The 12,034-nt window shown below is 69.2% G+C and carries 12 protein-coding genes; 6 read left to right on the top strand and 6 right to left on the bottom strand.

Going from position 1 to position 12,034, the window contains the following annotated elements; translation table 11 throughout:
* Nucleotides 1–190: 190 nt before the first annotated feature.
* The 3 genes from RAB71_RS16320 to RAB71_RS16310 all read right to left on the bottom strand — a co-directional run bounded on the left by RAB71_RS16320 (nucleotide 191) and on the right by RAB71_RS16310 (nucleotide 2,482).
* On the bottom strand, nucleotides 191–712 hold the full coding sequence (locus RAB71_RS16320; protein WP_010341177.1) for a putative signal transducing protein: 522 nt from the start codon (nucleotides 710–712) through the stop codon (nucleotides 191–193).
* A gap of 10 nt (nucleotides 713–722) precedes the next feature.
* A complete protein-coding gene (gene tesB, locus RAB71_RS16315; RefSeq protein WP_010341175.1) occupies nucleotides 723–1,631 on the bottom strand; it encodes an acyl-CoA thioesterase II in 909 nt (302 codons plus the stop codon).
* A gap of 71 nt (nucleotides 1,632–1,702) precedes the next feature.
* A complete protein-coding gene (locus RAB71_RS16310) occupies nucleotides 1,703–2,482 on the bottom strand; it encodes an enoyl-CoA hydratase/isomerase family protein (RefSeq protein ID WP_010341174.1) in 780 nt (259 codons plus the stop codon).
* A 34-nt stretch (nucleotides 2,483–2,516) separates the two neighbouring features.
* Between RAB71_RS16310 and RAB71_RS16305 the strand changes: the two genes are divergently transcribed.
* On the top strand, nucleotides 2,517–2,963 hold the full coding sequence (locus RAB71_RS16305) for a copper chaperone PCu(A)C (RefSeq protein WP_040901017.1): 447 nt from the start codon (nucleotides 2,517–2,519) through the stop codon (nucleotides 2,961–2,963).
* Between the two features lie 183 nt (nucleotides 2,964–3,146).
* On the opposite strand, the gene RAB71_RS16300 is transcribed toward RAB71_RS16305, so the two are convergent.
* Nucleotides 3,147–3,554 carry a thioesterase family protein gene (locus RAB71_RS16300; RefSeq protein WP_010341172.1) on the bottom strand — a complete coding sequence of 136 codons (408 nt, stop codon included), beginning with the start codon at nucleotides 3,552–3,554 and terminating at the stop codon, nucleotides 3,147–3,149.
* Nucleotides 3,554–6,550, bottom strand: coding sequence for an excinuclease ABC subunit UvrA (gene uvrA / locus RAB71_RS16295; protein ID WP_010341171.1), 2,997 nt, complete (start codon nucleotides 6,548–6,550; stop codon nucleotides 3,554–3,556). Before uvrA ends, RAB71_RS16300 begins: the two co-directional genes overlap by 1 nt.
* 296 nt (nucleotides 6,551–6,846) lie before the next feature.
* Between uvrA and rplU the strand changes: the two genes are divergently transcribed.
* The 3 genes from rplU to cgtA all read left to right on the top strand — a co-directional run bounded on the left by rplU (nucleotide 6,847) and on the right by cgtA (nucleotide 8,733).
* Complete coding sequence (rplU, locus tag RAB71_RS16290; RefSeq protein ID WP_010341170.1) at nucleotides 6,847–7,167, top strand: 50S ribosomal protein L21; 321 nt, start codon at nucleotides 6,847–6,849, stop codon at nucleotides 7,165–7,167.
* Nucleotides 7,168–7,179: 12 nt separating this feature from the next.
* Nucleotides 7,180–7,440 carry a 50S ribosomal protein L27 gene (gene rpmA / locus RAB71_RS16285; protein ID WP_010341169.1) on the top strand — a complete coding sequence of 87 codons (261 nt, stop codon included), beginning with the start codon at nucleotides 7,180–7,182 and terminating at the stop codon, nucleotides 7,438–7,440.
* A gap of 237 nt (nucleotides 7,441–7,677) precedes the next feature.
* Nucleotides 7,678–8,733 (top strand): Obg family GTPase CgtA, encoded by a 1,056-nt coding sequence (cgtA, locus tag RAB71_RS16280; protein ID WP_010341168.1) that lies wholly within the window; start codon nucleotides 7,678–7,680, stop codon nucleotides 8,731–8,733.
* A 121-nt stretch (nucleotides 8,734–8,854) separates the two neighbouring features.
* Here the strand turns inward: cgtA and rpsT are convergent, their stop codons facing one another.
* The gene (gene rpsT, locus RAB71_RS16275) at nucleotides 8,855–9,127 is read right to left on the bottom strand and encodes a 30S ribosomal protein S20 (protein ID WP_010341167.1); all 273 of its coding nucleotides are present in this window, start codon (nucleotides 9,125–9,127) and stop codon (nucleotides 8,855–8,857) included.
* Nucleotides 9,128–9,243: 116 nt separating this feature from the next.
* Here rpsT and murJ point away from each other — a divergent pair, with 116 nt between their 5' ends.
* Complete coding sequence (gene murJ / locus RAB71_RS16270; RefSeq protein ID WP_029561852.1) at nucleotides 9,244–10,836, top strand: murein biosynthesis integral membrane protein MurJ; 1,593 nt, start codon at nucleotides 9,244–9,246, stop codon at nucleotides 10,834–10,836.
* 196 nt (nucleotides 10,837–11,032) lie between these two features.
* On the top strand, nucleotides 11,033–12,031 hold the full coding sequence (locus RAB71_RS16265; RefSeq protein WP_026144087.1) for a bifunctional riboflavin kinase/FAD synthetase: 999 nt from the start codon (nucleotides 11,033–11,035) through the stop codon (nucleotides 12,029–12,031).
* Nucleotides 12,032–12,034: the final 3 nt, after the last annotated feature.

Below are 12,034 nucleotides of genomic sequence, written 5' to 3'. Positions count from 1 at the left end.
CGGCGATGGCCGCGGCGTCTCTGCACCAAGGCGCCGATCGACAGCGCCCCTGCGCCCCGCGCGCAGGGGCGTTTTTTGTGTGGGAGGAAACCTGCTGCCTCGCGTCGCTCCGTCAGGCAGAGGCGATCATCGGCTGACTGTCACCCTCATGAGCGACATCGCGCAGGCGTCGCCTTGCGCTCGGCGCGGCTCAGTTGCCGCGCGGTGCCGGCTGCACGCGCACGCGCACTTCGTCGCTGCCGGTGTCCTGTGCCGGCGGCCTGGCCGGCTGCGTCGCGGCGGGGTGCGCCGGTGCGGCGGTGGGCGCGCGGTTGTCGCGATGGCGCAGCACGGTGATCAGGGCAACCGCACCGATCGCCAGCAACAGGGCGATGCGGATGCGCCAGGCCCAGCGCTTGCCGGCGTCCGGCGCCACCTGCGAGCGGAACTCGTTCAGATAGGGCGCACGGCCCTGTTCCGGGTCGCGGCGGGTACTGTCGAGCAGGCCGGCGTCGCGCAGCAGTTCGCGCGCGCGCGGCTGGTCGTTGGCATGCACCACCCACACCGTGGGTTGCGCCTGCGCCGCCACCGGATCGAGATAGCTGAACTGGCCGCTGCGGCGGGTCCGGTAGGAGCGGCCGTTGCTCAGCCGCACCTCGATGCCGGCATCGCGCAGCAGGGCGGCGACGCCTTCGGCGGTTTCCACGCGTTGGCTGCTGAAGATCTGGCGCATGTCCGTGTCCTCAGCGCTTTGCCGGAACCTGCGCCGCGGCGTCGGCGTCAGGGACCACGCGGATCAGGCCTTCCTGTGCGGTGCTGGCCACCAGGGTCCCGTCGCGGGTGAAGAACTGCCCGCGCGCCAGGCCGCGCGCGCCCTGCGCGCTGGGGCTGTCCAGCGAGTACAGCAGCCAGTCGTCGGCGCGGAACGGGCGGTGGAACCACAGCGCGTGGTCGAGCGAAGCCATCTGCACGTTCGGCGTGTAGTAGCTGATGCCGTGCGGGAAGGTGGCGGTGCCGAGCAGGTGGAAGTCCGAGGCGTAGGCGAGCAGCGCCTGGTGCAGTTCCGGCGCATCGCCGACCGGCTCGCTCAGGCGCAGCCACATCTGCTGGAACGGCGGGCGCTTGGGCGGATTCAGTTCGTCGCGCGGATACACGTGGCGGAACTCGAACGGGCCGCCGCGCGAGAGCCAGCGCTGCACCTTGGTCGGCAGCGTCGCCAGCACTTCCGGGCGCGCCGCCGGAGTCGGCTCGATGTCTTCCGGCTGCGGCACTTCCGGCATCTTCAGCTGGTGGGTGGCGCCGTCCTCCTGTTCCTGGAACGAAGCCGCGCAGAAGAAGATCACCTTGCCGTGCTGGATCGCGGTGACCCGGCGCACCGAGAAGCTGCCGCCGTCGCGGGTGCGGTCCACGTCGTAGACGATGGGATGCTCGATGTCGCCGGCGCGCAGGAAATAGGCATGCAGCGAATGCACGCGGCGCGCGTTTTCCACGGTGGCCTGCGCCGCCGACAGCGCCTGGCCCAGCACCTGGCCGCCGAACACGTACTTGGTGCCGATGTCGCGGCTCTGGCCGCGGAACAGGTTGTCCTCCAGCCGCTCCAGCGACAGCAGCTCGATCAGTTCGGACACGACGGGGGCGGGCTTGGCGGACAAGAGGCGGGGCCTGGCGACGGACGTGCGCCGATTATAGCGGGCCGTCCGCGTGTGCCCGCCTGCCGCCGCGCTCAGCCCTTGCCGAGCCGCGCCGCCAGCGCGCGCAGCGCGGCCTGGGTGTCCGGCGCCTGCCAGTCGTCGATCAGCCGCTCCAGCCCGATGTGCTCATCGGCCAGCGCCGCGCGCAGGTCAGCGCGGGCGATGGCCCGGGTCTGCAGCATCGGCTGTCGCGGCCGCTTCAGCAGGTCCAGCAGCCAGGCCAGCGCGCGCGCCACCACCAGGTCGGCATCGACCAGTTCGTCGACCAGGCTGATCTCCAGCGCGCGCTCGGCGCTGACCAGGTCGCCGCCGACCAGCAGACGCTCGGCGCGGTGCGCGCCGACCACCCGCCGCAGCAAGCGCTGGATGCCTTCCGGCGCGACCAGGCCGACCTGGGTCTCGTTGAGCCCGATGGTCACCGGGCGCGCCGGCTCGGGGCTGCGCGCCATCACCCGGTAGTCGCAGCACAGCGCCAGCACGCAGCCGCCGGCCGGGGCGTGGCCGGTCAGCGCCGCCACCACCGGGATCGGGCTGGCGGCCAGCGCGCGCGCCGCACCGAAGAACTGCTGCCAGCTGGCGAGCAGCTTGGCGCGGTCGTCGCCGTGACTCAGCAGGTGCGGTACGTCCATGCCGGCAGAGAACAGGCGCTCGTTGCCCGACAGCACCAGGCCGTGCGCGCCGTCGGCGCCGGCCTGCTCGATCGCCTGGATCAGTTGCCGGCACAGGTCGGTGTCCAGCGCATTGACCGGCGGCCGCGCCAGGCGCAGTTCGCGGATGGGGCCGTGGTTGATCACGTCGATGAGCGTCGTCATGCTGCGGTCTGCTTTCGAAGAAGGAACCGCGGCGATGATAACCAAACCATTCGCTGGCGTATTGATGGTGCTGTGCACGGTCGCCACCGCGGCGTCGGCCGCGCAGCCGGCCTGCCTCACCCTCGAGCAGGGCTGGGTGCGGCTGCCGCCGAATCCGGCGATGCCGATGACCGCCGGCTACGGCGTGCTGCACAACGGCTGCGCCAAGCCGGTCACGGTCACCGGGGCCAGCAGCCCCGGCTTCGGCGATGTGTCGCTGCACGAGACCACGGTCGTGGCCGGCGTCAGCCGCATGCGCGCGGTCGAGCGCGTGCCGCTGGCGCCTGGTGCGCGCGTGGAACTCAAGCCCGGCGGCATGCACTTGATGCTGATGCAGGGCAAGGGCGCGCTGACCGAAGGCCAGGCCGTACCGCTGCAGCTGCAGCTGGAAGGCGGCGGCAAGGCCGAGGCGACGCTGACCGTGCGCAAGCAGGCGATGTAAGAGGGAGTTCCTTGGTGCCTCGTAAGAGCGGCTTTAGCCGCGACAGGCGAAGCCCAGCGTCGGCTGACACCATCCGTCGTCGGGACTGAAGTCCCTCCCACAAGGAGCGCAGGCTGCTCCTGCGTGGGCAGGTCACTGCAAAGGGGACGATGCGCCGGGTCGGACCCGGCGCACGCGCAGGCGTCAGCTCGTCGCCTTGCGCACGGCCTCCGGCAGCGGCGCGCTCTTGCCGGTCTGGGTGTCCATCCACACCACCACCACGTGGCCGTCGGAGTACAGCCGGCTGTCGTCCTGCTGGTCGACGATGCGGTGGCCGATGGTCACGCTGCTGGTGCCCAGGCGCTCGACGAACAGTTCGACCAGGATGTCGTTGGGCCACACGATCGGCGCGCGGTAGTTGACGTTGGTCGCCGCCACCACCGGGGCGATGCGGTCGCTCATCGACACGCCTTCCACGCCCAGCATCCAGCGCACGCGCGCCTCTTCCAGGTAGGAGATGTACTTGGCGTTGTTGACGTGGCCCATGCTGTCCATGTCGCGCCAGCGCACGCTGATTGGGATGCGCGCCAGGATCTTGTGTTCGCTGCTCATCAAACGTCCTTCTTCTTCTTGCTGGTACTGGTAGCGCTCTTGCTGGCCTTGCCGCTCTTGGCCGCCACCGCCTGCTTCTTCGCCGGCTTTTCCGGCTTGACCTTGCGCGGCGGGCGCGCGTCGGGCTTGTTGGCCATCGCCGCCGGCTGCTCCGGGCGTGCGCTGGTGGACGGCAGCATCCGCGCCAGGAACTGGCCGGTGTACGACTGCGGGCAGGCCGCCACGTCTTCCGGCGTGCCGGTGACCAGGATGGTGCCGCCGCGGTGGCCGCCTTCCGGGCCGAGGTCGACGATCCAGTCCGCGGTCTTGATCACGTCCAGGTTGTGTTCGATCACCACCACGGTGTTGCCCTCGTCGCGCAGCTTGTGCAGCACGCCCAGCAGCGCCTCGATATCGTGGAAGTGCAGGCCGGTGGTCGGCTCGTCGAGGATGTACAGGGTGCGGCCGGTATCGCGCCGCGACAGTTCCTTGGACAGCTTCACCCGCTGCGCCTCGCCGCCGGACAGGGTGGTCGCGCTCTGCCCGAGCTTGATGTAGCTCAGGCCCACGTCGACCAGGGTCTCCAGCTTGCGCGCGATCGACGGCACCGGCTCGAACAACTTCAGCGCATCCTCGACGGTCATTTCCAGCACGTCGTTGATGTTGAAGCCCTTGTACAGGATCTCCAGCGTCTCGCGGTTGTAGCGCTTGCCGTGGCAGACGTCGCAGGGCACGTACACGTCCGGCAGGAAGTGCATCTCCACCTTGATCAGGCCGTCGCCTTGGCAGGCCTCGCAGCGGCCGCCGCGCACGTTGAAGCTGAAGCGGCCCGGCGAGTAGCCGCGCGAGCGCGCTTCCGGCACCTGCGCGAACAGTTCGCGCAGCGGCGTGAACAGGCCGGTGTAGGTGGCCGGGTTGGAGCGCGGGGTGCGGCCGATCGGCGACTGGTCGATGTCCACGACCTTGTCGAACAGGTCCAGGTGCTCGATCTCGCGGTACGGCGCCACGCTGTGCGAGGCGCCGTTGATCTCGTTCGCCGCCAGGGTGAACAAGGTGTCGTTGATCAGCGTCGACTTGCCCGAGCCGGACACGCCGGTGATGCAGGTCAGCAGGCCGGCCGGGATGTCCAGGTCGACGTTCTTGAGGTTGTTGCCGGTGGCCCCCCGCAGGTGCAGGGTCATCTTCGGATTGGCCTTGTGGCGCTTGGCCGGAATCTCGATGCGGCGCTTGCCCGACAGGTATTGCCCGGTCAGCGAGCGCGGCGCCTTCAGCAGGTCCTGCACGCTGCCCTGGCCGACCACTTCGCCGCCGTGCACGCCGGCGCCGGGGCCGATGTCCAGCACGTAGTCGGCCAGGCGGATCGCGTCCTCGTCGTGCTCGACCACGATCACCGTGTTGCCGAGGTCGCGCAGGCGGGTGAGGGTGCCGAGAAGGCGTTCGTTGTCGCGCTGGTGCAGGCCGATCGACGGCTCGTCGAGCACGTACATCACCCCGACCAGGCCGGCGCCGATCTGGCTGGCCAGGCGGATGCGCTGTGCCTCGCCGCCGGACAGGGTGTCGGCCTTGCGTTCGAGGGTCAGGTAATCCAGGCCGACGTCGACCAGGAAGCCCAGCCGCTCGGCGATCTCCTTGACGATCTTGCTGGCGATCTCGCCGCGCCAGCCGGGCAGGTCGAGCTGGCGGAAGAAGCTCAGCGCGTCGTCGATCGGCAGCACCACCAGGTCCGGCAGCGGGCGGTCGGCGACGAACACGTTGCGCGCGGCCTTGTTCAGGCGCGCGCCCTTGCAGTCCGGGCACGGCCGTTCGCTGATGTACTTGGCCAGTTCCTCGCGTACCGCCGGCGATTCGGTCTCGCGGTAGCGGCGCTCCAGGTTGGGGATGATGCCCTCGAAGCGATGCTTGCGCTGGGTGCGGCCGCCGGCATCGGTGAAGTAGGTGAAGGTGATGGTCTCGTCGCCGCTGCCGTACAGCACCGCCTGGCGCACGCTCGCCGGCAGCGACTGCCAGGGCGCGTCGACATCGAACTTGTAGTGCTTGGCCAGCGAGGCGATCAGCTGGAAGTAGTACGCGTTGCGCCGGTCCCAGCCGCGCACCGCGCCGGCCGACAGCGACAGCTCCGGATGCACCACCACCCGCTCCGGATCGAAGAACTCGGCCACGCCCAGGCCGTCGCAGCTCGGGCAGGCGCCCATCGGTGCGTTGAACGAGAACAGGCGCGGTTCCAGCTCCGGCAGCGAGTAGTCGCAGACCGGGCAGCTGTACTTGGAGGAGAACAGGTGCGGCGCGGCCGCGGTGTCGTCCAGCGACTGCACCGCCACCATGCCGTCGGCCAGCTTCAGCGCGGTCTCGAAGCTCTCGGCCAAGCGCTGCTTGATGTCCTCGCGCGGGCGGAAGCGGTCGATCACCGCCTCGATGGTGTGCTTCTGGCGCAGCGCCAGCGCCGGCACCGCGTCGATCTCGTACAGCTCGCCGTCCACGCGCACGCGCACGAAGCCCTGCGCGCGCAGTTGCTCGAACACCTGCGCATGCTCGCCCTTGCGCTCGCGGATCACCGGTGCCAGCAGCATGTAGCGCTGCTCCGGGTCCAGGGTCAGCACCTGGTCGACCATCTGGCTGACCGTCTGCGCCTCAAGCGGATAGCCGTGGTCGGGGCAGCGCGGCTGGCCGACGCGCGCATACAGCAGGCGCAGGTAGTCGTAGATCTCGGTGATGGTACCGACGGTGGAGCGCGGGTTGTGCGAGGTCGACTTCTGTTCGATCGCGATCGCCGGCGACAGGCCTTCGATGTGATCGATGTCGGGCTTCTCCATCACGCTGAGGAACTGCCGCGCGTACGCCGACAGCGACTCCACGTAGCGGCGCTGGCCCTCGGCGTAGATGGTGTCGAACGCCAGCGAGGACTTGCCGGACCCGGACAGGCCGGTGATCACGATCAGCTTGTCGCGGGGCAGGTCGAGGTCGAGATTCTTGAGGTTGTGCGTCCGCGCGCCGCGGATGCGGATGTAATCCATCGCCATGAAGAGATTCCGGAATGTGCCGGCCGTGGCGGTGCCGCTGGCCAGTGTGGGGGCGGAAAGGGGACGGCAATCGATCAGCGTACCCAGCTTGTCAGGTGGGGGCAATTGCCGCAGATGCCAGCGCCGCCGGGCGCCGGCGGCTGGCTGGTTCAGGCAGCCGCGCCGGCCCGCGGGGCTTGACAGTCCGGGCCTGGGTGGGCTTGACCCTGCCGTGCGCGGCGGCTTACAATCCCGCTCCTGTCTGCCCGAAACGGCACGGCAGGAACGACCACAATAACTACAGAGGAAGTCTGGTCATGTACGCAGTACTGGTCACCGGCGGTAAGCAATACCGCGTCGCGCAGGGCGAAACGCTCCGCGTGGAAAAGCTCGAAGTCGAAGCCGGCAACGAGATCACGTTCGACAACATCCTGATGCTGGGCGACAGCGACGGCATCAAGATCGGCGACGCGCTGAAGGGCGCCGCCGTCACCGCCAAGGTCGTGGCCCATGGCCGCGCCGACAAGGTGCGCATCATCAAGTTCCGCCGCCGCAAGCACCACATGAAGCGTCAGGGTCATCGGCAGCACTACACCGAAATCGAGATCACCGGCATCGCCGGTGGCGACAAGAAGTAAGGAGCAGCAGTCATGGCACACAAAAAAGGCGTAGGTTCCTCGCGCAACGGCCGCGACTCCAACCCGAAGTACCTGGGCGTGAAGATGTTCGGCGGCCAGGCCATCGAAGCCGGCAACATCATCGTGCGTCAGCGCGGCACCCAGTTCCACCCGGGCGCCGGCGTCGGCCTGGGCCGCGACCACACCCTGTTCGCGCTGGTCGACGGCAAGGTCGAGTTCTCGGTGAAGGGCGCCAAGAAGCGCCGCACCGTGAGCGTGGTCACCGAGGCGTAAGTCGCCGGTGTCCAGGGCCTGCGCCATGGCGCAGGCTTGCTGACGAAAGCCCCGCTTCGGCGGGGTTTTTCGTTTGGTGGCCGGGATTGGGGATTGGGGATTGGGGATTCGCAAAGGCGGATTCCGCCAGGGCCCTCGATTGCTGGCCTCCGTTCCGTTGCCTCCGTTCTTTTGCTGGCGCCGCTAAACTGTGGCGTCCGGTGTTTTCCCAATCCCGAATCCCGAATCCCGAATCCCATGAAGTTGGTAGACGAAGCGGAAATCCAGGTCACGGCCGGCAATGGCGGCAATGGCTGCATCGGCTTTCGCCGCGAGAAGTTCATCCCGCTGGGTGGGCCCGACGGTGGCGATGGCGGCAACGGCGGCAGCGTGTGGCTGGTCGCCGACGAGAATCTCAACACGCTGGTCGACTTCCGCCACCAGCGCGCGTTCCGTGCGCAGCGCGGCGAGAACGGCATGGGCCGGCAGATGTACGGCAAGGCCGGCGAGGATCTGACCATCACCGTGCCGGTCGGCACCGTGGTGATCAACGTCGAGACCGACGAAGTCATCGGCGACCTGGTCGCGCACGGCGACCGCCTGCTGGTCGCGCAGGGCGGCAAGGGCGGCCTGGGCAACATGCACTTCAAGAGTTCGGTGACGCGCGCGCCGCGCAAGGCGACGCCGGGCGAGGAGGGCGAGGAGCGCACGCTCAAGCTGGAGCTGAAGCTGCTGGCCGACGTCGGCCTGCTCGGCTTCCCCAATGCCGGCAAGAGCACCTTCATCCGGGCGGTGTCCGCGGCCACGCCGAAGGTCGCCGACTATCCGTTCACCACGCTGTATCCGAACCTGGGCGTGGTCAGCGTCGAGGCCTATCGCAGCTTCGTGATCGCCGACATTCCGGGGCTGATCGAGGGGGCTGCCGACGGCGCCGGCCTCGGTGCGCAGTTCCTGCGCCACCTGCAACGCACCCGCCTGCTGCTACACCTGGTGGATCTGGCGCCGATGGAAGGCGGCGTGGACGGCGTGTCGCCGACCGAGCAGGTGCGCGCGATCGAGCGCGAGCTGCAGAAGCACGACCCGGAGCTGTTGGCCAAGCCGCGCTGGCTGGTGCTGAACAAGGCCGACCTGATGTTCGAGGACGAGGCGCGGGCGCTGGCCGAACAGGTCGTCGCCGAGCTGGGCTGGACCCAGCCCTGGTACCTGGTCTCGGCGCTCGGCCGCGAAGGCACCTGGCCGATCATGAAGGACGTGATGGCGTTCTTCGATCGTCAGCGCGAGGACGCGCTGGATGCGGCCGCCGATGCCTCCTGAGTCCCGCGCCGTGGGATGGCGCGCAGCGTGGGGTGACGCGCACACGAAAAACCCGGCCGAGGCCGGGCTTTTTCGTGGTGCTGCCGGAAGCGTGGGCGCTTCCGGCGTCGACGGCAGCCGATCAGGCGGCGGTCTTGATCGCCTTGATGCGGGCGCTCAGACGGCTCTTGTGACGGGCAGCCTTGTTCTTGTGGATCAGGCCGCGCGAGCTGAAACGGTCGAGGATCGGTTGGGCGATGGCGAAAGCGGCTTCGGCGCCGGCTGCGTCGTTGGCGTCCAGGGCCTTGATGACCTTCTTGACGGCGGTGCGCAGCATCGAACGCTGAGCCGTGTTGCGCGCGTTGCGCACGACGGTCTGCTTGGCGCGCTTCTTGGCGGACTTGATATTGGCCACGGTGGTGGTTTCCTGGAAAGCTGTGTGGTGGATAAAAACAAGCGGGAGAGTATGAAGCGTCCGAATATTCGCGTCAAGTCAATTGTCAAGAGGGCCGTCGCATGAGCCAGCCGCGCATGCTTCGCGGGCTGCTGTCGTTCAGCAGCATGACCATGGTGTCGCGCCTGCTGGGCCTGGTGCGCGACCAGGCCATCAACTACTCCTTCGGCTCGAACGCCACCAGCGATGCGTTCTGGGTGGCGTTCCGCATTCCCAACTTCCTGCGCCGGCTGTTCGCCGAAGGCTCGTTCGCCACCGCCTTCGTGCCGGTGTTCACCGAGGTAAAGGAAACCCGGCCGCACGCCGACCTGCGCGCGCTGATGTCGCGCGTGTCAGGCACCCTGGGTGGAGTGCTGCTGCTGGTCACCGCGCTGGGGCTGCTCTTCACCCCGCAGATGGCGATGCTGTTCAATCCTGGCTCGATCGACAATCCGGCCAAGTTCGGGCTGATCGTCGACCTGCTGCGGCTGACCTTCCCGTTCCTGCTGTTCGTGTCGCTGACCGCGCTGGCCGGCGGTGCGCTCAACAGCTTCCATCGCTTCGGCCTGCCGGCGCTGACCCCGGTGATCCTTAACCTGTGCATGATCGCCGGCGCATTGTGGCTGGCGCCGCGGCTGCAGGTGCCGATCCTGGCGATGGGCTGGGCGGTGCTGGTGGCCGGCGTGCTGCAGTTGCTGTTCCAGTTGCCGGCCTTGCGCGGCATCGACCTGCTGACCCTGCCGCGCTGGGGCTGGCAGCATCCGGACGTGCGCCGGGTGCTGACCCTGATGGTGCCGACCCTGTTCGGCTCCTCGATCGCGCAGATCAATCTGCTGCTGGACACGGTGATCGCCTCGTTCCTGTATGCCGGCTCGCAGAGCTGGCTGTCGCAGGCCGACCGCTTCCTGGAGCTGCCGCTGGGTGTGTTCGGCGTGGCCCTTGGCACGGTGATCCTGCCGGCGCTGTCGCGGCACCACGTCAAGACCGATCGCGCCGGGTTCTCCAACGCGCTGGACTGGGGGCTGCGTACCACCTTGCTGATCGCGGTGCCGGCGACCCTGGGCTTGATGTTGTTGAGCCAGCCGCTGGTGGCGACCCTGTTCCAGTACGGCAAGTTCACCGCCTTCGATACGCGGATGGCGGCGATGTCGGTATTCGGGCTGAGCTTCGGCCTGCCGGCGTTCGCCCTGCTCAAGGTGCTGCTGCCGGCGTTCTACTCGCGCCAGGACACGCGCACGCCGGTGCGTGCCGGCGTCGCCGCGCTGGTCGCCAACATGGCGCTGAACCTGCTGTTCCTGGCGATCCTGTACCAGTTGTGGGTGCCGGCCGAGTTGCGCGCGCAGGGCGTGCGTGCGGCGCTGGAGGCGGTGCCGGGCCTGCACCTGGCGCTGGGCCTGGCCAGCGCGGTGGCCAGCTACCTCAACCTGTCGCTGCTGTGGCGCTGGCTGCGCCGCGACCAAGTCTACCAGCCCAAGCCGGGCTGGGGCGGTTACCTGCTGCGGCTGGGCCTTGCCTGTGCGCCCATGGTTGCGGTGCTACTGCTGGGTCAGCATTGGCTGCCGGCGTTCACCGGGATGGACAAGTGGCACCGCATCGGCGGCCTGCTGCTGCTGGTCGGCGGTGGCGGCGCGGTGTACCTGCTGGCGTTGCTGGCGCTGGGGTTCCGGCCGCGGGATCTGCGCGAGCATTGAGAGGCGCCGGGAGCGGCGAGTCGGGATGCGTAGGAGCGGCTTCAGCCGCGACCTGGGGTACCGGTGAAATCCCCCGGTCGCGGCGGAAGCCGCCCCTGCAACGGTTGGCTGCGCCCGGGTTGTGGCCCCACCCGCTATACTCGACGGTTACGCATCATCGACCGGCGCCTCCTGCGCCGGCGCTTCGGACCGAGGAATGAGCAGGCTGTTTAGAGACGTCGAGGGCGGGACCCTGTTCCCGCAGGGAAGCGTGGTCTGCATCGGCGCCTTCGATGGCCTGCACCTGGGCCACCGCGCGCTGGTGCGGCAGGCGATCGCGCGCGCGCGCGAAGCGGGCGTGCCGGCGGTGGCGTTGAGCTTCGAGCCGCTGCCGCGCGAGTTCTTCGCCCCGGCCGCGCCGCCGCCACGGCTGACCCTGGCCCGGGCCAAGGTGCAGGGCCTGCTCCAACTCGGCATCGACAGCGTCGGCCTGCTGCGCTTCGACCGGCGCATGGCCTCGATGAGCGCGGAGGACTTCGTGCAGCGCGTGCTGGTCGAGCGCCTGCGCGCGCGCGAGGTCTGGATCGGCCCGGCGTTCCGCTTCGGCCACAAGCGCGGCGGCGACATCGCGCTGCTGCGCGCGCTGGGCGCCCAGCATGGCTTCGCCGCCGACGAGATCGCGCCGGTGCACCTGCGCGAGGAGCGCATCTCCAGCACCCGCATCCGCGAGCTGCTGGTGGCCGGCGAGTTCGCCCATGCCGCCGAACTGCTCGGCCGCCCGTACGCGATCGGCGGCCGCGTGGTGCGCGGCAAGCAGCTCGGGCGCACGCTCGGCTATCCCACCGCCAACCTGCGGTTCGCGCGGACCCCGGCGCTGTCCGGCATCTACGCCACCTGGGTGCACGGGGTGGCGGCGCAGCCGTGGCCGTCGGTGTCCAGCTTCGGCACCCGCCCGACCGTGCAGGGCGTGGAGCCGCTGCTGGAAGCGCACCTGTTCGATTTCCAGGGCGACCTGTACGGTCGCCACATCGAGGTGGAGTTCGTCGCCAAGCTGCGCGACGAGGAAACCTTCGCCGATCTGCCGGCGCTGACCGCGCAGATGCACCGCGACGCCGCGCTGGCGCGGCAACTGCTCGCCGCCCCTGCGGTGGCGGGCCTGCCGCCCGTGTCCGCCGCCCCGCGTGCGGACCTCCCCCTGAAGACCACCGACCGGTAACTG

Source organism: Xanthomonas sacchari, from assembly GCF_040529065.1.
GTDB classification, from domain to species: Bacteria; Pseudomonadota; Gammaproteobacteria; order Xanthomonadales; family Xanthomonadaceae; genus Xanthomonas_A; species Xanthomonas_A sacchari.
This window is presented reverse-complemented; position numbering and strand designations above follow the sequence as displayed.